Origin of the sequence: Rhodophyticola sp., assembly GCF_965284195.1 — a bacterium.
GTDB lineage: Bacteria > Pseudomonadota > Alphaproteobacteria > Rhodobacterales > Rhodobacteraceae > Rhodophyticola.
The window spans coordinates 962502-986327 of record NZ_CBDIRM010000001.1; the positions used below are offsets into that span (position 1 = coordinate 962502).

Sequence of the window (23826 nt, forward strand, 5' to 3'; positions counted from 1 at the left end):
GATCACACCCCAAGATGGCCGGGGATGCGCACATGGCGGCGCACGACATCGACGAAAAGCGGATCGCGCTTGGCCGCCCAGACCGCCGCGAAATGTCCGATCGCCCAGATCAGGATGCCGACCAGCCAGAGACGCAGGCCGAGCCCGACGGCCGCGGCCAGTGTGCCGTTCAGAATGGCGATGGAGCGCGGCGCGCCGCCCAAGAGGATCGGCTCGGTCAGGGCGCGATGCACCGGGATCACGAAGCCGGGGATGGGATCGGCATGGTCCATCAGATCACCGCCCCGCCGCCGAAGGAGAAGAAGGAGAGGAAGAAGCTGGAGGCCGCAAAGGCGATCGAGAGACCGAACACGATCTGGATCAACCGCCGGGCACCGCCCGAGGTGTCGCCGAAGGCGAGTGTCAGGCCGGTGATGATGATGATCATCACGGCGATGATCTTGGCCACAGGGCCTTCGATTGATTCCAGGATCGATTGTAGCGGTGCTTCCCACGGCATCGACGATCCGGCAGCGTGGGCCGTCGACGCCATCGTGAGGGACACGAACGTCGCGATACAGATCGTATCGACCCGCCGGCGGAAGGGGTGAGCGTCTTGGAGCATCATTTCGATCCTTGTTCTGTTGTGGATGTGAGGCGGTAATCGCCATCGGAGCCGAGACCCTCGACACGGGCGAGTTCGGAGAGGCGGCGGGCCGATCCGCGTCCCGAAAGGACGGCGACCAGATCGATGGTTTCGGCGATCAGCGCGCGCGGAACGGTGACGACGGCTTCCTGGATGAGTTGCTCCATGCGCCGCAGCGCACCCAGCGCGGTCCCGGCATGGATGGTGCCGATGCCGCCGGGGTGACCTGTGCCCCAAGCTTTCAAGAGATCGAGCGCCTCCGATCCGCGAACCTCGCCAATCGGAATGCGATCGGGCCGCAGGCGCAGCGAGGATCGAACGAGGTCGGAGAGCGAGGCGACATTGTCCTTGGTGCGCAACGCCACGAGATTCGGTGCGGCGCATTGCAATTCGCGCGTGTCCTCGATCAACACGACCCGGTCATCGGTCTTGGCGACCTCAGCCAGCAATGCGTTGGTGAGTGTGGTCTTGCCCGTGGACGTCCCACCTGCCACCAGAATGTTGTGACGCTCGGCGACGGAAGTGCGCAAAGTGGCGGCCTGCGCGCCGGACATGATCTCCGATGCCACGTAATCTTCAAGCGTGAAGACGGCGACAGCGGGTTTGCGGATGGCGAAAGTCGGTGCGGTTACGACTGGTGGCAAAAGCCCTTCGAACCGTTCTCCCGTCTCGGGAAGCTCGGCAGAAACGCGCGGACTCCCGGCGTGAACCTCGGCACCGACATGGTGGGCGACCAAACGTATGATCCGCTCGCCATCTGCGGCAGAGAGACGGTCATCGGTTGCGCAAAGACCCTTGGAAAGACGGTCGATCCAGAGATGCCCGTCGGGATTGAGCATAACTTCGACGATCCCGACGTCGTCGAGATACCCGGCGATCGCTGGGCCGAGTGCAGTGCGCAACATGCGACTGCCGCGTGAAACCGCCTCTGATTGTTGAAATGAAGTTGTCATGCTCGTCCCCGTGTGGAGGGACGTCACATGACGGCCCGGTATCGGGGACGATTAAAAGAACCGGAATTAGGGGCAGCGCAACAGCGTCAAGGGCGTAGTAGTGCGCTGGCGTAGAAAGACAGGGAAACGACGAGGTGCGTTAGGTATATGGATTTTCCAAGAGTGATTACGCATCGTCAAATAAGCCGACAATGCACTAATTCTCTGCGCCGGCCTGAATGACTGCTATCAGATGGTTCCGTTTAGCTATAAGCGAATAGACAAATGTGCAGGCCAACTAATTTAACACGGAAACGGAGTTTTTATGGGTAAATTCGTAATCCCAATGACTGAATATAACCGTATACACCAGATTGTGCATGGCGTGATTAAAGACGAGGGCAACGTTGAACGAGGCTGCACATTCTTCGCTATCGTTGGTTCCTATCTTCTGAACAAGCATTATGGAATTAAAGCTACTGCGGTCGCTGGTGGCTTTGCCTTATGTGTGGCCGATGGCCCAAGTTGTATCTTTTACGGGAAAGATGAAGGTGGGAAGTTCAGTTGGGCGGACGACGGCTTCCATATGTGGGTCCAGACCGAAGAGCACATCATAGACTTTATGGCTCCTATCTACGCAGAGTCGTTCGCAATTGCTCAGCCAGACATGGTGATCCCGCGCAAGATGTTTCAAAAGCGCATTGAGGATGACAAACAGAACCTAGATGATTTGGAAACAGTAGGCGATTATATGGTTTTTCCTGATCCTAGCTTGAGCGAAGAACTGATTGATCGTTTTCTAAACCGACAGACCAACACTGACCTCCTCAACGTCGCCGAAACTTGGTTCGGTAGCCGTCGTGGCAAGCAAAAGTCCAAAATCAATATGGGCAGTAATGACGGCATTATTCGTCATCTCACTTTACCTGCAACTATTGCGCGCAGCACTTGGTAGTGTGGAATATGCAGATCAAGTTATTTTTGATATTTGAAAAATGTTTGGAGAAGTAATGAGGCGCGAAGAAATACCTCCGGAAATTCCCAGCCTTGCGTTTGAGTTTTTCTACTGGTTCTCTCGTTTTGAATTTGCGCTCAAAGAGTGCAACTATCTGCGCAGCAAGACGCCGGGCCACAAGGCCGAAGCAAATTGGCAAGAATTCATTGATCGGTGGGAGGACACTTATATACCCTCAAAAATGGCGCAGGCGCTAATTGCTGCAAATCCCCTGCGACAAGTCGTTGATTCCTCGGGTAGCGATTTGGAGTTCGTACCACTAATTTTCTCCCCAGATGTGTCTGACTTTAAACGAGTTGTGCGGCTTGCGCAGGCAGTACGGAATAATCTGTTTCATGGAGGTAAGCACGGGTCGGAATATTGGGACGACCCTGCGCGTGTTCGTGAGCTTCTTCCGTTGGTTGTGACCGTTTTGGACGAGATCGCGCAAGCTACTGATCTTGAGGCCGACTACCGTAGTATCTATTAGTACAGTATGCGCAAACCTAAGACGGGGCTGGCTTGGGATGAGCGTTTATCTGGGATGAAACGTGCTTTGGATATAGAAGGAATGAAATTTGATGCCCCATCAGTATTCCGCCGAAAACCATGACTGGGACTTAACGCTACACGCCGCCTTCGAGCTGTTTCAAGTTGGTAAAGCCATGGATCAGCGGCCTCGCACAGGCAACATGAGCATGGGGTTTTCTGCGTTTACAGGATCAATGCTTTTGTCTTTTTCTGCTATTGAGAGTTTCTCAGCATCAGTTGCGTTCTCAATGCCCCAAACTGACAAGTTCAATGGCTTCGATTTTGAGGCTTATCGCCGCGAAAGAACATTCTGGGGAAAGCTCAACATGCTGTTCACCGCGACCGATCAGACTGTCGATAGGTCAAAAGGCTTGTTTCAAACCGTTTCTGACATGCAGCGTTGGCGAAATCTCGTCACACATGCTTCGCCGTATCGGATCGAAAAAGTTGAAATCGAAAACACCACTACGGCGGTTGGTAAGGTTCACAAGCCCAAGCACATCAAGGAGTATACGCGTGGTGTTGATGTTCAGACGGCGTCTAAATTCTATCAGGCAGCTTTCGATTACATAGAGTTTTTAAAGTCTGGTTCTGGACTAGAGCCACGGGCGCAGGCGGTCTTTAAGATTGGTGGATAAAGTCCGGCACAGCTCTCCTTTAGTTGCATTCCAGAAACGCTTTTTTGGAACAAACGCGAACAACCTCGTTTGACAGCAACACAAACTCTGTACAAAACCAAAGCAGTTGTTGATGGTTATCGCCTCTCCCTTGATAGCAACCATCCGTCGCGGTGCAGAAGATCGGTAAGAAGGGCTCGATCCGGACCTTCGCTACAAAATACTTCGACGTCCGATTTGAGTCGCAGTTGCGCAACGCACTCCTGACCACGGGTCAGGTCTCTTGATCCGCTATGTCCTCGGGAATCTCCTGCCGCAACTTCGGTCCCCGCGCAATTCGTCGTCCCAGGGCAGTGATGAACGTATCATACCGCTTGCCGGCTTGAGCCTTGGCTGCGATCTGTTGGGGTTCGGGTAAGGGAGGTGTCGTTGCCAACCAGAACCGAATAAAGACCGCCAGAGTTTCAACTGATATACCGACGTCGCGCTCCATCCGCATCATACGGCGGTCGATCTGATCGAGCCGTTTTGTGGTCGCTGCTTCCTGCCGTTCCGCCGCATCAGGTGACAGAAACGATGCAATAGCAGCCTCGGCGACCAGCGAACGGGAGTGATCACGACGAGCTGCATATTCGGTCAACGCGGTCATGATCTCTGGATCGAGATAGACGGACAGGCGCTGCTTTTTGCGTTGTTTCATAGCCAAGAACTCACAATTCGATACCGTCATCAGGATCGAGCGCGGCACGTTGGGCAGCCTGACGCGCCTGATGGTCGAACAGACGGAGTTGTGCGACACGGTCAGCTGCTGGCCGTTTCAGATCGGGTTCGAATTCATTGTCCATTGGCTTGCCCTGATCGGGCGCGCCTACTTGATCGAGTTCGGCTTGTTTGCGCTTTTCATGCAGCGCTTCGCCACTTTCATCCCGATCGTTTTGAACTTCCGAATCGGCGATTTCCGGTCGCGGCGGCAGCGACCGCGCGGTCCAATCATCGGGGCATCTCTTTGCCGATGTCGCTTGTGCTGGCGGTGCAAGGATGCGCGCCTGGAACTGCGCATCCTCAAAGTAGCGCGCCTTCTTCGCGCGGATCGGCGGTGTCCCTGCCACCATGACGATCTCGTCGGTAGGCGGAAGCTGCATGACTTCGCCGGGTGTGAGGAGGGGCCGCGCGGTCTCCTGTCGGCTGACCATCAAATGCCCGAGCCAGGGTGAGAGTCGGTGCCCGGCATAGTTCTTCATCGCCCGTAACTCGGTCGCCGTTCCGAGGGCATCGGATACACGCTTGGCCGTGCGTTCGTCATTGGTCGCGAAACTGACCCGCACATGGCAGTTGTCGAGGATCGAATTGTTGGGACCATAAGCTTTTTCGATCTGGTTGAGCGATTGCGCGATCAGAAAACTCTTGAGGCCGTAGCCCGCCATGAAGGCGAGCGCGCTCTCGAAGAAATCCAGACGGCCGAGCGCGGGGAACTCATCGAGCATGAGCAGCAGACGGTGTCGCCGGTGGTGGCCAGTCAAGTCTTCTGTCAATCTGCGGCCGATCTGATTGAGGATCAGGCGGATCAGCGGCTTGGTGCGATTGATATCCGAGGGCGGCACGACGAGGTAGAGCGTGACGGGCTCAGCCCCAGTCACCAGATCGGAAATACGCCAATCGCAATGGCGTGTGACCTTGGCGATAACCGGATCGCGATAGAGGCCGAGAAAGGACATCGCTGTCGACAGCACGCCGGAACGCTCGTTGCCGGACTTGTTCAGCAATTCGCGTGCGGCACTGGCAATCACGGGATGCGGACCCGCCTCGCCGAGATGGGCCGTGATCATCATCGCATTGAGCGTCGCCTCGATACCCCGTTTGGGATCGGACAGAAAATTGGCGACCCCGGCGAGTGTCTTGTCGGGTTCGGCATAGAGGACATGCAGGATCGCACCCACCAGCAACGCATGGCTGGTCTTCTCCCAATGGTTCCGCTTCTCCAAGGAGCCTTCGGGGTCCACAAGGATATCGGCGATGTTCTGGACATCGCGCACCTCCCATTCGCCGCGGCGGACTTCCAGCAACGGGTTGTAGGCGGTCGATTGCGCGTTCGTCGGATCGAACAGCAACACCCGACCATGCCTGGAGCGGAAACCGGAGGTAAGTTGCCAGTTCTCACCCTTGATGTCGTGGACGATCGCCGAGCCAGGCCAGGTCAACAGTGACGGGATGACGAGACCGACGCCCTTGCCGGATCGCGTGGGCGCAAAGCAAAGCACATGTTCAGGGCCATCATGGCGCAGATAGTGGTGATCGAGTTTGCCGAGCACCACACCATCCGGATCAAGGAGCCCGGCACGTTCGACATCCCTGCGATCTGCCCATCGCGCTGATCCGTAGGTATCGACGTCCTGTGCTTCGCGTGCGCGCAAGACCGACATGAAGATTGCTACGCCGACCGAGATGAATCCACCCGACGCCGCGATGATGGCGCCTTCGATGAAGATCGGCGGCGCATAGGCGTCATAGGCATACCACCACCAGAAGAAGGCCGGCGGGTAGTACACCGGCCAGCCGAAGAGCTCGAACCAGGGTTCGCCGAGCTGCGGCTGAAAGCCGAGGCGAAACGCTGTCCATTGCGTCGCCGTCCATGTCGTCGTGAACACGATCAGCGACACGACAGTAATCTGACCCCAGAGTATTTTCGTCGCGTGCATGTTCCTATCCTTTCCGGCGATCGCCGCTGCTACAGGCTCAGCCCTCGGCTCCTACCGAAGTCCCAATCCACACCTCCGTTGCCGCGCGCGACACCTGAGATGTGTTTGCCGAGATGCTTCTCGACAGACGGCGTCCAGGGCACGAGCTGGAAACCGAGGCCGTCATCGATCATGGCGAAGCGGCCCGAGGCGAGCGCTATGCGTCGCTGATACGTGCCAGCAACATATTCCCCAGTCGTTGAAGGCGTGTACGGACGGCCAATCTCGTTTGCGAGTTTTTCACCGACGGCATCCAGCTCGCGCTTGCGCAGCGTGTTCAGCAGATCGCGATTGAAGATCACGCGCTGACCCTGACGTCTCGCCAAACCTTCTCCGATCAGATGGTCGGCGCGCCGGTCCATGGCATCGCTGACCTCGGCACCAAACCCTCCACCGCCAAGCGGCGTCGGTTCGCGCGCGATCGCCTGCCGGTCGATCCAGGTCGCACCGGTCGCCGTCACCTGCCGTTCGATCGTTAGGTCGGAGCGGACCGCGAGCGCCACGCGGCGACGGCCCCTCGCATCGTCGAATTTCCGCAGTTCGACGATCGATCCGGGGGCGCCGTCTCCCGCCGCATCGATGTGCGGCAACCGGACATGGTGGGTGCGGCCGTCAACGCCGTCGATAACCGCGTAGGCCGTCCCTTTGAGTTCATCGTCCAGACCGCGATCGACCAGTCGGCCGATGACCGGATCGCTCAGGCTTTCGCCCGCCAGCACGTAGCTTGACGCGCCACGCTCAATGCCGCGCTCGGAGAGCCCGCGATGGATGCGCTTGATGATGTCGCCGCGCTCGCCAAGTTCGCGCAGGGTCGCCTCTGCGCTCTCGTCCATCACCCACTGACCAGGGCCGATCTGACTGACGAGACCGAGGGATTCGAGCTTGCGCATTCGTCCGACCTTGAGCGCGTGGAGTTCGTCGGGCTGGGGTTCGCGCCGGGGCGCGAGGTCGATGATGCCGTGGGGATTGGCGTCACGTTGGAGTTGGCGGTCCAGTTCGGTCCAGCGTTCGCTATCAATCTGGCGTTCGAGCGTGTTGTGAATGTCTCGATCGGTGCGATAGCCCAACTCCCGCGTGATCAAGTCTTGGGCGCGGGCGCGCATGCCTTCCTTGATGTAGTCGCGGGATATGACGAGGTCTTCGCCATCGTCGGCGCGGCCGCGCGCGATGACATGGATGTGCGGGTGCTCGGTGTTCCAGTGATCGACGCCGACCCAGTCGAGCTTGGTGCCGAGATCCTTCTCGGCCTGGTGCATCAGATCGCGCGTGAAGGTTTTGAGGTCCGTCATGTCGATGGCGTCTTCTGGCGACACGATGAAGCGGAAGTGATGCCGGTCGTCCTCACAGCGTTCGGCAAACGCCTTTGGATCGATCTCGTCGGTGTTCGGTCCGAACAGCCGCGCCTTCTCTGCGTCGCGCGTGACGCCTTCGCGGCGCAAATAGGTCAGATGGGTGGCGAGCGGTGCTCCGTGCCGCCCATGCCGGACCACGCGCGTCTTGATGACGGCGATGCGAGATCGGCTGGTCACCCAGCGGTTGGCCTGGATGCTGGCGCGCTTGCCGCGTCCGAAATGGGAGCGATGGCCGGACGTGATCTTGCCCGAACGGGAGACGTGTCCACCGGCCCTCTGCGCCGAGGCAAGTGCTTGGGCGATGAAGGGCCGTGCGCGTTGGCGAGTCGAGGAGCGGATGCGGCCGGGCCGGATGCGGAAGTCGTCTTCGTCGCTCATGTCCGGAAACCCGCACATCGCACGAACGCATTGAATTCATTGCAATAGTAGCAGAAGCGCAGGTTGCACCGTGATCGCGCACATCGCGAATTCATCGCGTAAGTCGCTGAAATCACTCCCCACAACCGAGGCGCACATCGCGCCCTTTTATCTCGCCATCCCCTTCCCCTGTCTACTGCCACTCCCCTCAACATACGCCATACTGCGCTGCGATGTTCGGAACTGCGAGATGCGCCAGCGGTCGTCATGGTCACTGATCCACACGCGATTGAGCGACGAATACGGAATCGGGCTGCGCGCCTTGCGCGCGGTTCCGCTGCGCCGGTGGTGATGCTGGATCGTCAACGAAGCGGCGTTTGTCTTGCGGTCGATCCGCAGCCGAATTGCGTTCGGAACGGTCCACGAAGAGTGGAGCTTCACGCCAATCGGGCGGTGGTGGAGCAGCAGTCGCGGCGTTCGCGCGCGCGTCAAGCCCGATCATCGGCAGAAGCGTCGCCATGTAGACGCGGGTCTCGCGAGGGAGCGCGCGGCCGGTATCGAGATGCTGCTGATAGCGTTCCGGACCGGCATTATACGCCGCGAGGAAGCCGGGCGATCCGAAGCGGTCGTACATCTCGCGCAGATAGGCCGTGCCGCCGAGAATGTTGTCGCGCGGATTGAACGGATCGCGGCTGAGACGGTGGCGGATACGCAATTCCGCCCAGGTGCCGGGCATGATCTGCATCAGACCCATCGCGCCGGCGCCGGAGACAGCGCGCACGCGGCCCGCGCTTTCGACTTGCATGACGGCGCGGATCCAGCGCTCGGGAATGCGAAAGCGTTGCGCGGCCTCGGCAATGTGAACGCTATAAGGATCGTGTACTTGCTGCACGGTCGGTGCGCTTTGAGCGATTGTTGCCGTTGGCAGAGCGGCAGCAACCAGAAGACCGGTAAGGAGGGAGAGGGCAACCAACCGGACGGCGCAAAGCCGTCCGGGGCTCCGGTGGTGGCGGAACACGCGCATCGCCTCAACTCTGTTCGCGGCGTTTCGGCGGCCGGTTCCAGGTGAGCAGATACGTGTCGTTCTCGCTTACCGAATGGAACAGGTTGGCGTGGATCGGCTTTGACAATGTCGGGTCGTCGATCAGCACGGAAACATAATCCCCGGCCTTCTCGCCGGTACGTTTCCAGCCCGCGCCGATTTCCTGGGCCTGCTCGTCGGCGCCAATGTGGACGCGATAGTCGGGCGCGTTCTCGGTGTCTGTTTGCTCCGCCGGAACGAGCGTCAGCTCGGCGTCGAGCGTGAGCGTTTTGAGGTGGCCGCGATAGCCGTCCTTGGTGCGGGTGAAGTGTCCGATATGTGCCATGGGAATGTCCTTTCAGTTGGCGTTGGAGGGCGGTTTGGTTTGCGGTTCTCGAGTTGCGGCGCGCCATCGGTATCGGCCTGTGCCGTCTTCATCGGTCCACAGTGGGACTGCCGAGCCGATGATCGAACTGGCGGGGATCGGGCCGAAATATCGTCCATCGAGGCTGTTCTCGACGTTCCAGTTCATGAGGAAGACTTCGTCTGCCGCGATACGCTGGCAGCCCTGCCAGACCGGCATTGGTCGCCCGACCATGTCGTGTTTAAGAGCGTCTCCCATCGTGACGCCATCGACGGTGATGGTGCGGCCGGTACGGCAGACAGTCTGGCCCGGCAGCCCGACGACGCGCTTCAGGAGAGGAATGTCAGGCGGCAGATAACCGCGCTCCGTGACAAAGCGTTCGAGCCGCTTGGGCGGATCGGCGGCGACGAGGTCCGGCACTTCAAGCTGTTGGGCCTCCTGCACCTGATAGAATCCGATCGGTGCAGACGGGCTGGCGTTCCAGATAATCCGCGTCGGGAAGTCGACGAACGCCGACGCAGCAATCGCACCGATCGACACGGCGCCGACAAGGAGCAGGGCGTGGCGATTCATCGACCCACCTCCCGACGTTTCAACCAGGCGCTATGGCGCGCTGGCGTGTAGTGCCGCGGCACCAAGCGGGCGGCCATCCGGTTGTGAACGTGTCGCCAGTAGTCCGGCGGAACATCTGCGGGGTCGACGTCGATCCCATCAATCGCGTCGATTGTTTGCAACACGCGTTCGACCTTCGACCAGCCCTGGATATGCAGAAGGATGTCAGCGCCCGGGCGCACGTAAGGGAGCGTCTGGAACGGTTTGCCGGGTTCGACCGCGCGCAGGATGTCGATGTTCGACTGGACCGTGCCGTACTCGTTGGACGCCCAGCGCACGAAGGCGAAGACGCTATCGGGCGCGAAGCTGACGATCCGGCGACGGCGATCGATGATCCGTTCACCGGCCTGACGACCGAAGCGGATCCAGTATTCGGTCTGCTTTTCGATCCAGGTCAATTCGACCTGTGTGTGATCTGCCGGAAGTGCCGTCATCGCGGTTCACCATCGTTCTCAGGAAACCCGCGCGCGAGCAGGTCACGCAGCATCTCGGCGACAGTGATGCCGCGCTGGAATGCGGCGATCTTGATGCGCCCGCGCAACTCCGGCGTGATGTCGATGGTCAGTCGGGCGGTGAATGCGGCGTTGTCCTGGCTGCGTTTCGATGCGCGGTCCGCTTGCTTCACCCAGCAATCCGCGCCGCTAGGCCGCTCTGCGAAACGGTCGTTTGAAGAACCGCGCTTCATGGTGCCAGCCTTCCGGCTTCGGCCGCCAACGTGGTGATCTCGGTCGCAGCCTGGCCACCGGGGTTGGCATCGAAGACGAGGCGACCGGTCAGGGCGGTCTCCGCGAAGGCGACACGCTGGCCGACCGTGGCGGCGAGGACCGGCGGATCGTGATCGGTGAGCGTCTCGGCTGTCTCGCGGGCGATGACCGTGCGGGCTGCACAGCGGTTGAGCACGAAACGGGCGGCAAGGTCCGGGCGGTAGATACGCGCCTCGTCGATCAGCGCCAGCATCTCGGCTGAGGCCCAGCCATCGAAGGGGGACGGTTGCACGGGAACGAGAACGAGATCGGCGGCGAGCAGCGCCGAGCGCATCAGCCCTGCAATCCGGGGCGGCCCGTCGATGACGACATGTTCGACATCTTTGGCGAACTCGGGCGCTTCACGGTGGAGCGTGTCGCGGGCGAGGCCGACAACACCAAAGCTACGGGGCAAGCCTTCTCTGGATCGCCGCTCCGACCAATCGAGTGCCGAACCCTGCGGGTCCGCATCGATCACCGTGACGCGCTGTCCCTGCCGCGCCCATGCGCCGGCAAGGTGCAAAGCGAGCGTCGTCTTGCCGACACCGCCCTTCTGGTTGAGCAGCGCCACGATCATTGCCCCGTTCCCGGAGATGAGCCTGAATGACGGTGCAGATGCGCTTCGGCCGCTCGGGATTCCTCCCCCTCGGGAGGGTTTTCCACATCTCCACGCGCACAACAGAAGTTAGATTCTTGGTTAGACTCTAAGTTAAGGGCACGATTTTCGGTTCGATCTGAGGAAGTTAGGCCTGGTTTCGGTTCCCGATAGCACGACACCCCGGTTCCCGATGGCACGATAGGCCGGGTTCCCGATAGCACGAGGCCGTCAACATCCTGTCCACAGGGCGCAGGCTCGAATGCGAGCAACGTCTTGCCGCCAATTTCGACCTCGATCGACAGGATGTATCCGGGGAGTGGCTGGCGGCGAACGATGTCACGAAGTTCAAATGCGAAACGTTTGAAGGGCGAGAGGCTGCCGGATTTCAGATAAAGGTGTCGGAACTCGAACCGCCATCCGCCGCGCTGCTTTCCGCCATGCTTGCGCACGATGCGGTAGAGCCAGCGGTCAAAGCCTCCCGTGAGGGAAAAATAGGCGCGGTCGATGGTGAGGATCAGCGCATCGTCGAGGACGGCGCTGTAGAACCAGTCCGGTACGATCAACTCGATCCCTGCAGGATTGCCGCGATGGTCGGTGCGCTCGACCCATTCGTTGATCCAGGAGAAACGATGCCGCCGTCCAGACGCCGGCTGGCGGATCGTCGTCGCCACGGTCGTCGATTGCAGCCGGTCGAGCGCGGCCTTGAGGCGCTGGTAGTCGCGCGCGCTGACGCCGCGGCCAATGAAGGTGAGAATCTCGTAAGGCGTTGCAGCCATGAGGCGCGACGTGCGCAAACCAGCGTCGCGCGCCTCGACAAGCTGGCTCGCAGCCCAGATCAGGATGTCCGCATCCCAGATGGTGGCCATGCCATGCTCCGGCACAGCTTCAACCCGGATCACCACGTCAGCCACAGCGTACTGGATGGGCTTGACCCGATGCGATTTGGACAAGCTGAAGAACGGATAGGCCATCAGGTCCTGCGCATCGCGTGGGGCGGGATCGGCGCTGCAAGCATAGAATAGCTCGAGCTGTGCGCGGTCGGACGTGGTTGGCTGCTTCTTCGTCATGACGAAATCTGCCGAATTGATCAGCGAGACCAGTCGCCGGAACCGGCGAATGTTCTTTCGTCATGTCGTTTGGCGGGCAGAACCGATCCTCGTGGATCAGACGTCGAAGTGACGGTGCCGCGATCGGCCCAGGCCTGCAGGTCCTCGATGGAATAGACGACGCGCCCGCCGAGCTTGCGATAGGCGGGACCGGTGCCATAGGTGCGGTGTTTTTCCAGCGTCCGGCCTGACAGGCTCAGGAAACGGGCGGCTTCGGGAGTACGCAGATAGCGTGGCGGCAAGCCGGTGGGATTGGCGGACATGATCGGACCTCCGTGGATTGCGTTCAAGCCGCTGAGAAACAGCGGCGGATTGCGGCCACGATGGCGAAGAGAAGCCGGAAAGGGGGATGGGGAAGTAGCGGGGGGTAAAATCTCACCCCCGCGATTTGGTCAAGTCCTTGGCCAGATGCTCGGAACGCGGTTGATCGACGCTGCTTGCGCAGGCCAGCATTATTTCCAGACGTTGCCCAAAACTTAGAATGTCACAGTTCAGGAATGGCGGTACCGAGTCGATCTTGCAGATCTTCCGGAGAGCCGCGAATGTCACCTTTCGATACTGACGAAGGATCAATTTATGAAGATCATGTGTTTGAATGGCTGGGGTGGCAAGTTGCATGAGGCCTTGCTGCCGTATCTCCAAACCTGCGCCCCTGAAATCCTTTGCTTGCAGGAAGTCATTCATAGCCCGAGTTCAGATAAGGGTTGGCTAACATATCGCGATGGTGATCATGTCTTGCCGCAGAGGGCGAATTTCTTTCGCGATGTGTGCAGAGCCTTGCCAAATCACGTCGCAGTGTTTTGTCCGGCAGCGCAGGGTATTCTTTGGGACGAAGACCAGTCCATCCCCTCACGATTTGGGCTGGCGACATTTGTGCACGAATCGGTCCCGATTATCGATCAGGTTCAGGGTTTCGTCCACAAGGGCTATTCGCCGGTCGGATATGGTGAGCACCCGCGGTCGCGCAACGCCCACGGCATTCGGGTCTTTGACTACAGTTCAAATCGTTCAATTAGCATAACGCATATGCATGGTCTGCGCGACCTTAATGGAAAGATGGATACGCCGGAGCGAGCGAAGCAGGCACGTCGGCTTCTGGACCTTTCTCGGAATGTATCGGAGCCGGACGACCTGGTAGTGGTTTGTGGTGACTTCAACGTCGAACCTGACAGTGAAACGCTTCGAATACTGAATGATGCAGGACTGTTCGAATTGGTGACAGGGCACGGGTTTACGAGCACACGGAACGCACAATACAAAAAGCCCGGCAAGTTTGCCGACTACATCCTGATCAGTGACTCGGACGCCGTGCAAGGGTTTGAAGTGGTTTACGATGTAGAAGTTTCGGATCATTGTCCGCTCGTTCTCAGCCTTAGTAACGGTTGTGACCAATGCCGTAACTCAAATTCCTACATCAAACGCCTGGCAAATCCAGAAGGCGCTGTGAGGGCTCGCAATTGCGCACTAATCACGACCGTCTCCGATGGCGGAGGAGCGTGCGATATCCGCCGTCGATCAAAGCGCGCCCGTCGGTCACAAGGCCGATCGTGGCGTCGCGCAATGCGGACGTTTTCCAAGGCTCCGTGGACACCCGCGACGTTCCGAAAATCACATTGGCAATTTCGCGGTAGGTCGCCCCGGTTTGACGCCCGTCAATGGCCTGAAGCATGCGGCGCAGGCGACGGCGGCGTTGCGTAGTTAGCCGTGTGTCGGCGGTCAGTCGGCGATCCCGCAGAAGAAGTGAAAGCCGCTTAAGCGCCTCCATGCGGTCAATGCAGCTGTCATCGATCGGGATGAGTGCCGCGAGTGGCATCCCCGGCTGCGCTCCGTCGATGAGCAGTAATCTGATTCTTTCTCCATTATCGTCGATCCGCAGGCTCAGTCCATTCGGGTCATGACGCGTGTCGTTTTTATCGATTTCCGGCAAAGATCCGGGTTTCTGCCCCGAAATCGGTGTGTTTGCAGTGAGGATGACAGTGCCCGGATCGACCTCCGGTTGCCAATAGACGGCAGCCCGCAACGCATCGTGAAGCGGATCGATCGGGAAATCGCAACCCCCAAGACCGGCGCACAAGTCGCGTCAGGTCTTGGGGGTCCTCTTTCCTCCGTTTGGCGTTGGCATAATCGTTCTGATAATCGACGTTGCGGCGTAGCCATTCCCAGGCAAGGTCCGGCGCAGTCAGGGTCTCCACATATTCGTATTCGGATGCCGAACGCCACTGAGATGGGTCAAGGGACATGATGATCCTCCAGACTCGCACATCTGATGCGTCTCTGCAGTTTCAACTCTAGGGGGAATTTAAGGAAGTCAGCGGGGCAACAACGTGTGATGCCGTGGCGGCATCACACGCTTGTCAGTGGCTTGCACCGCGCAGAAGCTGCCGATAGCCGTGCTCGGTCATCCAGCGTGCGCGGGCGAGGTGAGCTTCGTGGATTTCGTGCGCACGGCTGGGGTTTTCTTCGGGGTCGATTTCGAAAAGGATGGAAACGACTTCCCGCCAGTCCGCTCCATCGGCGGCGGCATCGAGCAGGCGCATGTAGAGCGTCGCATGTGCCCGGTCGTATTCTGTCAGTGCCGCGCTTTCCGGCGGCTTGTCGAGGAACTTATCGTTCGACACCCTGATCCCCCCTTTTTTTCGCAAGATAGGCGGAAACTCGCCTCATGTTAACTGGTAACTGAATTGCTATTTGCCGATAGCCATGTTGGCGGCATCGCGTGATGAGTGTATGGCATCGAACGAGCAGCTGGATCGCCGTGACAGACGATGCAGGCCTTCAATTACATACTATAGTTGATAAACTTATAGTGTGTAAACTGCGAACCGTTTGTGCATGGATATGCGCAAACTGGTCGGCCGGAACTTTGCCCGCCTGCGACGGGAGAAGGGCCTGACGCAGGAGCAGGTGGAAGAACGCTCTGGCTTCAGCCAGCAGTATCTCAGCAGCCTCGAGCGGGGCCGGCGCAATCCGACAGTGATCACGCTTTACGAATTGGCTCAGGCGCTCGAAGTGTCACACTTGGATTTGGTACAGCCGGACGAGCGTGAATAACGATTGGAGAGCGGGTTTGCGGCATGGAACGGTACCTCATTTCCCAACGTCGACTGCTGACAATAGGACAGATGCCACAATTGCTCATTCTTGCGTGACTTGCCATAGGCGCCGGACATCAAGGCGAAGGACCAAGGCGGCTGTCGCAGCGAAACCTGGGCAGGGCAACCCGGAAGCGAACTATCGGTCGATCAAGTCTCTCCAGACACCGGAGTATTTCTTTCGGTAGGTGGGATCATCTTCAAGGGAAATCAGGTCTCGCGCCGTCTGCAATAAGCTATCATCGCCGGTCTCATCAAAGAGGGCGCGCAAGCCGGTGACGATGTCAAACCGGCGCAATGTGGGGTTCTTCTCGGTACCACTGATGCGGAACAAATCGGCAAATTCGGCAACCAAGGCCCTTCTAACCTCCTTAGTTCCGAGACCGAACTTCCACATGGACTGAAGGACGTGACGCGCTGTGACGAACATCTGATCGCGGGTCGCCGCACTCACTTTGTCAAGATCACGCAACGCGGTCTCCGGCGGGACAGATTGCGCGAGGTTGGACAGCACTTGGCCCGCAATCGAGCGGGCGTGATTGTTGTCGTGCGCCATCAGCGTAATGAATTCGTCCCAGGCAGCTTCTGCCCAATCGACGGGTTGCGGTTTGTCGGTGCGCAGACAGCCCTGCCTGCCAAGGACCGCGTCCTGCAAGAGATCGTGCGCGTCGCCGACCTTGCTCTTTTCGCCATCCCTCAGCGACGCAATCGCTATGGTCACCGCCTCAGGAAGCTCAGTTTGCTTGCGCACCATCACCCCCGTGATACTGGATCAACTGAACAAGATTACCGCAGGTGTCGTCGAGTATGGCCATGCGCACCGGCCCGGCGTCCGTCGGTTCGCTGATGAATTCGACTCCCAATCGCGTCAATCTTTCATACTCGCTATCCAAGTCATCGACCTGGAACGAGGCAGCGGGAATTCCATCTTTCACCAATGCCTGCTTGTAGGGCGGGACTGCTGGATGCTCGCTGGGCTCGAGAAGCAGTTCCGCGCCATCGGGTTGCTCTTTTGATACAACGGTTAGCCAGCGGTGTTGGCCCATCGGAATGTCATTCTTCAACTCGAAGCCGAGCTTGCCGGTATAGACATCCAACGCTTTGGACTGATCGTCGACAAAGACGTTGGTGATGTAGATGCGCATTCCCATTTCCTTTCTAGAGGTATGTTCCGACCGCGTGGCCAATCGCTTCCCGAAGCGGGCCGAGGTTGACCGAGTGAGCCTTTGTCCGACCTTTCCACGAAACGTCGATCAGGCCCGCTCGCTCCAGCATGTCGAGATGTTGCGTTACTGTCTGCCGGGCCAAGGGTTGGCCGCTCTCTGCATGCGAAAACGCGCATATCTCAAACAAGGACTGTTCGCCCTGCCGGTGCAGGAAGTCCAAAATCCGCCGCCGTTCAGGATGCGCCAGCGCCTTAAAAACGAAGTCGATCTGGTCTTCATCCATTCCAACTGTTATGCAGTAAAACTGCTGCATGTCAACCGCATTGGTAGCAAGGCCGAAGGTGGCTGCGGTGCTAGGAGGCCAGTGGTTGGCTTGCGAGCCGTACTTGAGAGCCGATCTTTCGGCCTGGATCTTGAGGTTCTTGAGCCGCGTAGGCAAATCTCGTCGCGGAGGCAGCAAAGGTCACTCCGGACTCCAGATTGCCGTTCACCAATGCGGAAAGCCCGTCCCGGAATATCCGGGCGGGGCGTCAATGTGTTCGAACAGTCGCTGTTTGGGTAAATGGGGTGGGACCAGATAATGTAGAGGCTTAGCCCCATGAGTCATAGAAGACGGTGGCTTAACTCGGCACCGTGAAGTGGACTTCATCGATCCACTACCGAGAACCCTTCAACAACCCGCTTCATTCGGCACCACCACAGTTTGACCATGCGGCACGCAAAGCCGCATGAAGATCGTCCAATTTGATGTGAGCAAGCCAGACCTGCGTCCAGCCTCTGGAGCCCCATTTGTTGGGGACAGGCGCGAATGCTCCGGGAACGATGTCGCACCACTGCTCTTGCTCTGGCGGTGTGAGGTAAAGGTTTGCCGTGTCCCCGTTCGGCTCAAGCGAGGCGAATATTCGGCGAACCTTGAAGGCCCGCCTGTCGAAATGTGCCACTTCCTCCGTGCCATGGAGTGAAAGCGCCAGTTCACGAAACTCCTCCTCCGTTGTCATTGGACGATCTGCCCATCGGGCGTGGAAAGGGCAGGTGCAAGATGGGTCAACACGCAGCGCCACGTGCCATCCACCTTCTGGTAGACATCCGTGATCCATTCGTCCGCTGATATGGGTTCGCCATGAAACCGGCCGGAATTCTGACCGCGACCGGTGACAGTCGCGACGTCGCCCAGGATGTGCCTGTGATGCGTCGTCTTGGTCATCGTGTCATGGGTGAGATTGCCCGCAGCGATCAAGTCCAGAAGCTTCTCTGCTGATACGGGGCCGCTTTCCGGGGTGACGAGTATCCAGTCGTCCGTAATGCATTGCCGGATGGCATCCGGATCATTGCTGATCATGGCTGCGCTGAAAGCTTGCTCGGCGGCCTCAAGCTGCTCATTTATTTCCTTGTTCATGCCGAGGTTTCCTCGTCCCAGCGTGACTGCATTTCGGCTGGTGTGATCTTCTCGATTGTCTGGGAGAGCATCCAGCGGTGGCCGAAAGGGTCCTGCAGGATCGCACTGCGTTCGCCAAAGGACTGGTCCTTGGGTGCGCGTAAAAGCAGGGCGCCGGCCGCGACGGCACGTTCCACATCGGTATTAACCGTTTCCGTCGACAGATGAAGTGTGACCGGCGAGCCGCCAATGGTGTCCGGGCTGACCGCGCCGAAATCGGGATACTCGTCAGCCAGCATGAACTGACTGTCATCAATGGTGAGTTCCGCATGTCCGACGCGCCCATCACCAGGGTCGACCATCTTGAAGACTTCCACCGCTCCAAACGCCTTGCGATAAAATTCAATGGCGCGCGCGGCATCCTTTGCAACGAGATAAGGGACGAGAGTTCTGACCATCGAGTAATCCTCCTCTTGATGTGATCTTATATTTACGTTACGACTCGTAATGAAATGAGTCAAGACAGTCACAAGCTCCGCGGTCGTCCGCCCAGCAAAGCTGCCCGGCGCAAGGCGCTGGCGGCCGCGTACGACATATTGATGCAAGATGGGTTGGGCCGCATTTCGATTGAGGCGGTCGCGGCTCGGTCCGGTGTGGGCAAGCCAACCATCTATCGCAATTGGGCCAATGCCAGCGAACTTGCCATGGCGGCACTTATGGAGGGTCACCCCGAAATTGCAGCCGCCAAGATGCAGAGCGGCCTTGGCGATGCCCTCATGCGCCAGGTCAAAGACATCGTTCAGGTTTTCGCAACGACCCGCGGTCGGCAGATTGCGTTGGCTTTGGCCTCGGCGGATCCGGACAGCGAGATGACCCGTGCGTTTCGCAACCGGATCATCCTCTCGGGGCGCGAGGCAGGTCGGCAACTGCTTGACGCGGCAGTGCAGCGCGGCGAAATCCAGGCGCCGTCGGATATCGAGGTCTTGCTGGACATGATCTACGCGCCCATTTTCTACCGGCTACTTGTTGGCCATCGTCCGTTGGACGTCGGTTTTGCGGAAGCGCTGGTGGAGAAGGCGGTCGAACTCTTGAAATGCCGATCGGGTCCATAGTCTGGCCAGCTGGAGTCGCTCGCTCAGAGCAATCAGGTGATCGAGCGCCGCGCTGAACTCTGCCTTTGACTTGTCGCGATGCGACGTTCCAATAGCCAGCTTATTGCCCGCAGGTCAGACAGTGGATGAGCTGCGGCAAGTCCTTTGGAGCATAGGAATGCCCCGCCCGGGTAATCCGGGCGGGGCGTCGCGCTGGTCGCTCAGTCGCCGTTGCGGCGGCTGGGGCGGGACCAGATGAGGCTATAGCCGTCGTCCTCGTCGTCGAAGAGGTTGGCGTAGATCGGAGCGGTGAAGCTCGGATCGTCCAGCTTGAGGCCGAGATAGGCGCGACCTTCGTTCGAGGTCTTCGACCAGGCGGCGCCGATTTCGGCGCGGCCGACCAGAACGCGGTGGCTGGGGGCGTTCTCGCTGGTCTGGCTGGTTTCGGGAACGATGCGGACGTTCTTGGCCTGGACGTTGAGGGTGACGATTTCGCCGGTGTATTCGTTGCCGGACTTCTTGAAGGTGCCGATGGTTGCCATGGTAGTTCTCCTTGATCAGATGTTCTCGAGCCCGCACCATTGCGGCCTCGATGGGGATCGGCGGGCCGGAGGCGACCGACGGCTCACCCGCAGGGCCGGAACGTCAGAGGAGGACAGTGACGGAAGACTTTCTTGTCGTGCGAGGAAGGGCGGCGTAGCCGACAGGGGAAGAAAGTGGACCGGCACCGTTGAGCCTTAGGCGGTCGAGGTGCAGCCGTCCTTCGGCCAGATCAGCCCATTGAAGAGGCCATTTGCAGCGGTCGACCCGAATAGAGATGTTCACGGAGAATTCGGCCACTCTCGGACACCGAGGGATTCCGGCTACACCAGTGTTCACAGGCGTTCGTCGCCCATGTAAGGCACGAACCGTCGTTTCGGAAGCCATTCCCTTAGACCTTGAAAGAATGCGTACACTACATGTCCTGACAACCTGCGCTTTCGGAAGCCGACACAACGACCTTGAAAACAATGGTTAGCGTCTCGACCCTATCTGGACTTCCGTTCAATCATCGCGGTAATGCGAGCCAACGATTCCGCGTGAACGAATGTTCAGTTAACTACACCCAGTTCCGGGAGCACTCGACAATTAAGTGCCTCTAGCGAAAGCAGCCGTCACTTGAGATTAAGCCGCAGCGGGAGGACTATTGAGTCTGGAAGGTGATTTATGAAAAAATATTCGGAAGACGATCAGGTGGCATTAGCGGTTTGGGCGCTCGACTGCGCCGAAAGAGTTCTTTCCTTATTCGAGCGCAACTATCCTGAAGATGGGCGTCCAAGAAACGCGCTCAAGATAGGCCGCGAATGGGCAAATACTCGTGTTTTCAGCATGCCGGTAATTCGGAGTGCTTCTCTTGCGGCGCACGCAGCCGCCAAGGTTGCAAAAGCTGATATCGCAGCCTGCGAGGCGGCTCACGCGGCTGGTCAGGCGGTCGCGACGGCACACGTTCCTCAGCACGCCTATGGTGGCGCCTATTATGCGCTTAGGGCTATCATTGCAGACGGCTCTGAAGCGGCCCGAGAATCGGTTAAAGATGAATTGGCTTGGCAATCAGCTCGCTTGCCCGGCCATCTCCGCGACGAGATCATGAGCAGGATCGTTGTTGAGCCGCGTCGGAAAGGCTTGTTTGTGTCTATTCGAAAAGGGCCAGGATTCTAGCGCGTCAGCCATCTGTACACATTTGGCTTGTACCCGTTTGTACCGTAACAACGCGCCATGCAGGAGGTCCATTTCCCGCCCTAGCTTGCGAATCTATTGGTTGCGCGGCCACGAACGACAGGCTCGCGATCTCTACCTTGACTTCGTTAGCTAGCGCGCTCCTCTCCCGACTCTGGCGGAACTGCGGCATGCTCGAAGAAAGCTGGCATGGCTCAATTTGAGCCCGGCGGGGCTTTGCGGCCCTTGGGTAGGTTTCATTTACAAACCTTTCGTCTGAGCGCGCGCAAACCGTCACGCGATCTGACGCTTCAACTCGGCCCAGGCTTCTTCGATGGTCGGGGGCGCTTTGGGGCGCGCGTACATTCTCTCTACATAGGCGTTCAGTCTCGGCGCATCGCCCAGGATGCCCCCTTCTCTGGCCCAGTTCAGGGTATAGGCGGCATTGAAATCGGCGACGCTCAGCCGCTCGCCCACGACAAACTCCCGGTCCTTCATGTGATCTTCGAGGACAGCGATCATGGCCTCCCCGTCACGCTTCGCAAGAGGCACGTCTGCTGCAAGGCGCTCGTCTTCCGGGTACATCCTTGTGTGGAGCCCGACGCGCCAGAGAGGCTGCTCGATCTCGGTGGCGAGGAAGAACATCCAGCGATAGATCTGCCCGCGTTCCGACAGGTTGGCTCCCATGAATCGCTTCTCGGGAAATTTCTCCGCGAGATAGAGCTGGATCGCGCATGATTCGCTGATGACATCGTCGCCGTCGACCAGAAACGGCAGCTTTCCAGTGGGGTTCAATGCAAGCATATCGAAGTCTTTGTGTTCCCCGATACCCATGTCGACCTCGACGATCTCGCAGTCGATCTCCAACTCGTTGATCAGCCAGATCGCACGAAGGGCGCGCGTTGGGGGTGTGCCGTAGAGTCTCATTCAGACAGGTCCTTTCGCAATGGGCCTGACTGGCCCAAGCTCCAAGCGCTTGAATCCAGCCAACGGCCGTTATAAACTAGAATGATCGTTCCATTTAGTAGTGTCAACTGGATGCAGCAAAGTTTGTTCGCGAGAGGAGAGCCCAAGGTGTCGAACGGCGCGAAAACACGCATTGAACGCAGTCGCGCCAAGATCGTCGCGGCTGCGGCGGACGTTTTCCTGAAGGAGGGCTTTCTTGGCGCGACGATGGATCAGATCGCATTGCAGGCAGACGTGTCGGTTCAGACCATCTACAGCCGCTTCCAAAACAAGGAGACACTGTTCCACGAAGTTGTCGATGCCTTGGCGGGCGGTGCGACGCGGAAGATCAACCGCGACGTGGATGAGCTGCCGGACGAGATCGATCCGGAAGTCTGGCTTCGCAGGTTCGCCATCAAACAACTGCAGACAGTCCTGACGCCACGATTGATGCAGCTACGACGGATGGTCATCGGCGAGAGCGGCAGGTTTCCGGAACTCGGCGTGGCGCTCTACAAGGAGGGGCCGGGACGCGCGATAGAGCGTCTGACAGAGGCCTTCACGCATTTCGCAACCACAGGAGAGCTCTCGATGACCGACCCGAAGCTTGCGGCGGAGCAGTTCAATTGGCTTCTCATGGGTGGTCCGACAAGCGAGGCCATGTATCTCGGCGACGCCGCGATCCCGGGGAAGCGACGGATGGAAAAACACGCGGAGCAGACCGTCGATCTATTTATGGCGAGATACACGGTCGCTGATCGCTAGGTTGAAAGGCAGGTGGCGCTCACGCGCCACCTGCCTTTCGAAAATCGAAGGCCGTGATACCGAGCTTCTTCGCCTTGTCTGCGAAATTGTCCTGGATGCCGGTGCCGGGGAAGACGATGACGCCGATCGGCAGGACATTGAGGATCGCATCGTTGCGCTTGAACGGCGCGGCCTTGGCGTGCCGGGTCCAGTCGGGCTTGAAGGCGACCTGCGGCACCTTGCGGTTTTCCGCCCATTTGGCGGCGATCAGTTCGGCGCCCTTGGGCGATCCGCCATGTAGCAGGACCATATCGCCATGCTTGGCATGGACCTTGTCGAGTGTATCCCAGATCAGCCGGTGATCGTTGAAGTCCATTCCACCGGTCAGGGCGATTTTCGGTCCATCGGGAAGATGAACTTCGGTATCGGCGCGTTTCTTCGCAGCGAGGAAGTCCCGACTGTCGATCATCGCCGAAGTGAGGTTGCGGTGGTTGACCCGCGATCCGGATCGCTGCGACCAGGGTGAGCCCGTCAGTCTGAGATAGTGATCGGCGGCCCTGTCGCGAAAGACTTCCATGCAGTCGCGGCGTTCGAGCAGGGATTGGCCGACGCCGATAAGATGTTCGAGCTGCACGGCCTTGACCTCGCTGCCGTCCTGTTCGCGCTGGCCGCGTTTCTGCGCCTGTTCGTTGTCGTCGAGCTTGCGCTCGATCCGGTCTATAGCGCGGTGGAACATGTTGACCGTCGACCAAAGCAGTTCGTCGAGATCGTGATCGAGGCTGGTATCCGCCATCGTTGCCACGAGAGAATCAAAGATGTCGGCAACAGCGCCCTCGATACACCGGTCCTCGGGCACCTCGCGCGGATCGGGATCGTTCTCGGAGGGACGATAGCCGTGCAGTTGTAGCTCGGTGCAGATGGTGTCGGTGGGCGATGCGCTGTGGTGGGGCTCATTATTGGTGTCGTCGGGATCGGTGAACATGGGATGCTCCTTCGTCGGGTGACCGCGACCGCCGCGGCCTTCATGGCGACGAAAGACGGCGGGCGGGACGCACCTGCACCCGGAAGCGCCAGCGTAGGGCCGAAGCGGCAGCGGAGGATGGCGGAGACCGGTTCTTTTGGCTCGCGATG

General features: G+C 59.0%; 33 protein-coding genes and 2 pseudogenes. 8 read left to right on the top strand and 27 right to left on the bottom strand.

The features are described 5' to 3' along the window. Nucleotides 1-2: 2 nt before the first annotated feature. Genes ACQ651_RS04845 through trbB form a run of 3 tightly spaced genes read right to left on the bottom strand, consistent with a single transcriptional unit; the run spans nt 3 to nt 1530 of the window. Entirely contained in the window at nt 3-272 is a 270-nt protein-coding gene (locus ACQ651_RS04845; protein WP_430448574.1) for a VirB3 family type IV secretion system protein, read from the bottom strand. Further along, entirely contained in the window at nt 272-604 is a 333-nt protein-coding gene (locus ACQ651_RS04850; protein WP_430448575.1) for a TrbC/VirB2 family protein, read from the bottom strand. The genes ACQ651_RS04845 and ACQ651_RS04850 overlap by 1 nt, the downstream gene beginning before the upstream one ends. Continuing rightward, nucleotides 604-1530, bottom strand: a complete 927-nt coding sequence (gene trbB, locus ACQ651_RS04855) for a P-type conjugative transfer ATPase TrbB (protein ID WP_430450309.1) — start codon at nt 1528-1530, stop codon at nt 604-606. The genes ACQ651_RS04850 and trbB overlap by 1 nt, the downstream gene beginning before the upstream one ends. A 352-nt stretch (nt 1531-1882) precedes the next feature. Here trbB and ACQ651_RS04860 point away from each other — a divergent pair, with 352 nt between their 5' ends. The 3 genes from ACQ651_RS04860 (at nt 1883) to ACQ651_RS04870 (ending at nt 3720) form a co-directional block, all read left to right on the top strand. Continuing rightward, nucleotides 1883-2512, top strand: coding sequence for a DUF2026 family protein (locus ACQ651_RS04860; RefSeq protein WP_430448576.1), 630 nt, complete (start codon nt 1883-1885; stop codon nt 2510-2512). A gap of 55 nt (nt 2513-2567) precedes the next feature. Beyond that, the gene (locus tag ACQ651_RS04865) at nt 2568-3041 is read left to right on the top strand and encodes a hypothetical protein (RefSeq protein WP_430448577.1); all 474 of its coding nucleotides are present in this window, start codon (nt 2568-2570) and stop codon (nt 3039-3041) included. A gap of 91 nt (nt 3042-3132) precedes the next feature. After that, a complete protein-coding gene (locus ACQ651_RS04870) occupies nt 3133-3720 on the top strand; it encodes a hypothetical protein (RefSeq protein ID WP_430448578.1) in 588 nt (195 codons plus the stop codon). A 253-nt stretch (nt 3721-3973) separates the two neighbouring features. Here the strand turns inward: ACQ651_RS04870 and ACQ651_RS04875 are convergent, their stop codons facing one another. The 12 genes from ACQ651_RS04875 to ACQ651_RS04930 all read right to left on the bottom strand — a co-directional run bounded on the left by ACQ651_RS04875 (nt 3974) and on the right by ACQ651_RS04930 (nt 13271). Then, the gene (locus tag ACQ651_RS04875) at nt 3974-4447 is read right to left on the bottom strand and encodes a CopG family transcriptional regulator (protein ID WP_430448579.1); all 474 of its coding nucleotides are present in this window, start codon (nt 4445-4447) and stop codon (nt 3974-3976) included. Then, a complete protein-coding gene (locus ACQ651_RS04880; RefSeq protein WP_430448580.1) occupies nt 4410-6395 on the bottom strand; it encodes a conjugal transfer protein TraG in 1986 nt (661 codons plus the stop codon). The genes ACQ651_RS04875 and ACQ651_RS04880 overlap by 38 nt, the downstream gene beginning before the upstream one ends. 29 nt (nt 6396-6424) lie before the next feature. Beyond that, a complete protein-coding gene (locus ACQ651_RS04885; RefSeq protein WP_430448581.1) occupies nt 6425-8164 on the bottom strand; it encodes a relaxase/mobilization nuclease domain-containing protein in 1740 nt (579 codons plus the stop codon). Between the two features lie 250 nt (nt 8165-8414). Next, nucleotides 8415-9167 carry a lytic transglycosylase domain-containing protein gene (locus ACQ651_RS04890; protein ID WP_430448582.1) on the bottom strand — a complete coding sequence of 251 codons (753 nt, stop codon included), beginning with the start codon at nt 9165-9167 and terminating at the stop codon, nt 8415-8417. Between the two features lie 4 nt (nt 9168-9171). Beyond that, complete coding sequence (locus ACQ651_RS04895) at nt 9172-9510, bottom strand: DUF736 domain-containing protein (RefSeq protein ID WP_430448583.1); 339 nt, start codon at nt 9508-9510, stop codon at nt 9172-9174. A gap of 12 nt (nt 9511-9522) precedes the next feature. Continuing rightward, on the bottom strand, nt 9523-10101 hold the full coding sequence (locus ACQ651_RS04900; RefSeq protein ID WP_430448584.1) for a S26 family signal peptidase: 579 nt from the start codon (nt 10099-10101) through the stop codon (nt 9523-9525). After that, nucleotides 10098-10574 carry a DUF2840 domain-containing protein gene (locus tag ACQ651_RS04905; RefSeq protein WP_430448585.1) on the bottom strand — a complete coding sequence of 159 codons (477 nt, stop codon included), beginning with the start codon at nt 10572-10574 and terminating at the stop codon, nt 10098-10100. The genes ACQ651_RS04900 and ACQ651_RS04905 overlap by 4 nt, the downstream gene beginning before the upstream one ends. Continuing rightward, the gene (locus ACQ651_RS04910) at nt 10571-10825 is read right to left on the bottom strand and encodes a ribbon-helix-helix protein (protein WP_430448586.1); all 255 of its coding nucleotides are present in this window, start codon (nt 10823-10825) and stop codon (nt 10571-10573) included. Before ACQ651_RS04910 ends, ACQ651_RS04905 begins: the two co-directional genes overlap by 4 nt. Then, the gene (parA, locus tag ACQ651_RS04915; RefSeq protein WP_430448587.1) at nt 10822-11460 is read right to left on the bottom strand and encodes a ParA family partition ATPase; all 639 of its coding nucleotides are present in this window, start codon (nt 11458-11460) and stop codon (nt 10822-10824) included. The genes ACQ651_RS04910 and parA overlap by 4 nt, the downstream gene beginning before the upstream one ends. Then, entirely contained in the window at nt 11457-12548 is a 1092-nt protein-coding gene (locus tag ACQ651_RS04920; protein ID WP_430448588.1) for a replication initiator protein A, read from the bottom strand. The genes parA and ACQ651_RS04920 overlap by 4 nt, the downstream gene beginning before the upstream one ends. Before the next feature lie 20 nt (nt 12549-12568). Beyond that, nucleotides 12569-12850: a helix-turn-helix transcriptional regulator gene (locus tag ACQ651_RS04925; protein WP_430448589.1), complete on the bottom strand. Its 282-nt coding sequence runs from the start codon at nt 12848-12850 to the stop codon at nt 12569-12571. Nucleotides 12851-12962: 112 nt separating this feature from the next. Continuing rightward, nucleotides 12963-13271 carry a hypothetical protein gene (locus tag ACQ651_RS04930; RefSeq protein WP_430450357.1) on the bottom strand — a complete coding sequence of 103 codons (309 nt, stop codon included), beginning with the start codon at nt 13269-13271 and terminating at the stop codon, nt 12963-12965. On the opposite strand from ACQ651_RS04930, the pseudogene ACQ651_RS04935 reads away from it, so the two are divergent. Next, nucleotides 13173-13880 (top strand): annotated as a pseudogene (locus ACQ651_RS04935) (endonuclease/exonuclease/phosphatase family protein); the annotation flags it as partial. The gene ACQ651_RS04930 and the pseudogene ACQ651_RS04935 sit on opposite strands and share 99 nt — an antisense overlap. 175 nt (nt 13881-14055) lie before the next feature. Here the strand turns inward: ACQ651_RS04935 and ACQ651_RS04940 are convergent. From ACQ651_RS04940 to ACQ651_RS04950, 3 genes and pseudogenes are all read right to left on the bottom strand, one after another. After that, entirely contained in the window at nt 14056-14661 is a 606-nt protein-coding gene (locus tag ACQ651_RS04940; RefSeq protein WP_430448590.1) for a DUF2285 domain-containing protein, read from the bottom strand. A gap of 28 nt (nt 14662-14689) precedes the next feature. Further along, nucleotides 14690-14827 (bottom strand): annotated as a pseudogene (locus ACQ651_RS04945) (transcriptional regulator domain-containing protein); the annotation flags it as partial. Nucleotides 14828-14941: 114 nt separating this feature from the next. Then, complete coding sequence (locus ACQ651_RS04950; protein WP_430448591.1) at nt 14942-15205, bottom strand: DNA -binding domain-containing protein; 264 nt, start codon at nt 15203-15205, stop codon at nt 14942-14944. A gap of 220 nt (nt 15206-15425) precedes the next feature. Between ACQ651_RS04950 and ACQ651_RS04955 the strand changes: the two genes are divergently transcribed. Then, on the top strand, nt 15426-15638 hold the full coding sequence (locus tag ACQ651_RS04955; protein ID WP_430448592.1) for a helix-turn-helix domain-containing protein: 213 nt from the start codon (nt 15426-15428) through the stop codon (nt 15636-15638). Between the two features lie 180 nt (nt 15639-15818). Here ACQ651_RS04955 and ACQ651_RS04960 read toward each other — a convergent pair whose 3' ends face one another. The 6 genes from ACQ651_RS04960 to ACQ651_RS04985 all read right to left on the bottom strand — a co-directional run bounded on the left by ACQ651_RS04960 (nt 15819) and on the right by ACQ651_RS04985 (nt 18678). Further along, the gene (locus ACQ651_RS04960; protein WP_430448593.1) at nt 15819-16433 is read right to left on the bottom strand and encodes a hypothetical protein; all 615 of its coding nucleotides are present in this window, start codon (nt 16431-16433) and stop codon (nt 15819-15821) included. Next, on the bottom strand, nt 16414-16824 hold the full coding sequence (locus ACQ651_RS04965; RefSeq protein ID WP_430448594.1) for a VOC family protein: 411 nt from the start codon (nt 16822-16824) through the stop codon (nt 16414-16416). The genes ACQ651_RS04960 and ACQ651_RS04965 overlap by 20 nt, the downstream gene beginning before the upstream one ends. Nucleotides 16825-16837: 13 nt before the next feature. Next, on the bottom strand, nt 16838-17158 hold the full coding sequence (locus ACQ651_RS04970; protein ID WP_430448595.1) for an ArsR/SmtB family transcription factor: 321 nt from the start codon (nt 17156-17158) through the stop codon (nt 16838-16840). A gap of 370 nt (nt 17159-17528) precedes the next feature. Then, a complete protein-coding gene (locus ACQ651_RS04975; protein ID WP_430448596.1) occupies nt 17529-17843 on the bottom strand; it encodes an MmcQ/YjbR family DNA-binding protein in 315 nt (104 codons plus the stop codon). Beyond that, entirely contained in the window at nt 17840-18241 is a 402-nt protein-coding gene (locus ACQ651_RS04980) for a nuclear transport factor 2 family protein (RefSeq protein WP_430448597.1), read from the bottom strand. Before ACQ651_RS04980 ends, ACQ651_RS04975 begins: the two co-directional genes overlap by 4 nt. Beyond that, nucleotides 18238-18678, bottom strand: a complete 441-nt coding sequence (locus ACQ651_RS04985; RefSeq protein ID WP_430448598.1) for a VOC family protein — start codon at nt 18676-18678, stop codon at nt 18238-18240. The genes ACQ651_RS04980 and ACQ651_RS04985 overlap by 4 nt, the downstream gene beginning before the upstream one ends. A 54-nt stretch (nt 18679-18732) precedes the next feature. On the opposite strand from ACQ651_RS04985, the gene ACQ651_RS04990 reads away from it, so the two are divergent. Beyond that, entirely contained in the window at nt 18733-19332 is a 600-nt protein-coding gene (locus tag ACQ651_RS04990; RefSeq protein ID WP_430448599.1) for a TetR-like C-terminal domain-containing protein, read from the top strand. Between the two features lie 200 nt (nt 19333-19532). On the opposite strand, the gene ACQ651_RS04995 is transcribed toward ACQ651_RS04990, so the two are convergent. Further along, nucleotides 19533-19853 carry a DUF736 domain-containing protein gene (locus ACQ651_RS04995; RefSeq protein WP_430448600.1) on the bottom strand — a complete coding sequence of 107 codons (321 nt, stop codon included), beginning with the start codon at nt 19851-19853 and terminating at the stop codon, nt 19533-19535. 664 nt (nt 19854-20517) lie between these two features. Here ACQ651_RS04995 and ACQ651_RS05000 point away from each other — a divergent pair. Further along, the gene (locus ACQ651_RS05000) at nt 20518-21009 is read left to right on the top strand and encodes a putative immunity protein (RefSeq protein WP_430448601.1); all 492 of its coding nucleotides are present in this window, start codon (nt 20518-20520) and stop codon (nt 21007-21009) included. A gap of 291 nt (nt 21010-21300) precedes the next feature. Here the strand turns inward: ACQ651_RS05000 and ACQ651_RS05005 are convergent, their stop codons facing one another. Continuing rightward, nucleotides 21301-21933, bottom strand: coding sequence for a glutathione S-transferase family protein (locus ACQ651_RS05005; RefSeq protein WP_430448602.1), 633 nt, complete (start codon nt 21931-21933; stop codon nt 21301-21303). Nucleotides 21934-22080: 147 nt separating this feature from the next. Here ACQ651_RS05005 and ACQ651_RS05010 point away from each other — a divergent pair, with 147 nt between their 5' ends. Further along, on the top strand, nt 22081-22716 hold the full coding sequence (locus ACQ651_RS05010; RefSeq protein ID WP_430448603.1) for a TetR/AcrR family transcriptional regulator: 636 nt from the start codon (nt 22081-22083) through the stop codon (nt 22714-22716). A 19-nt stretch (nt 22717-22735) separates the two neighbouring features. Here the strand turns inward: ACQ651_RS05010 and ACQ651_RS05015 are convergent, their stop codons facing one another. Further along, nucleotides 22736-23677, bottom strand: a complete 942-nt coding sequence (locus tag ACQ651_RS05015; RefSeq protein ID WP_430450310.1) for a DUF2493 domain-containing protein — start codon at nt 23675-23677, stop codon at nt 22736-22738. Nucleotides 23678-23826 lie beyond the last annotated feature (149 nt).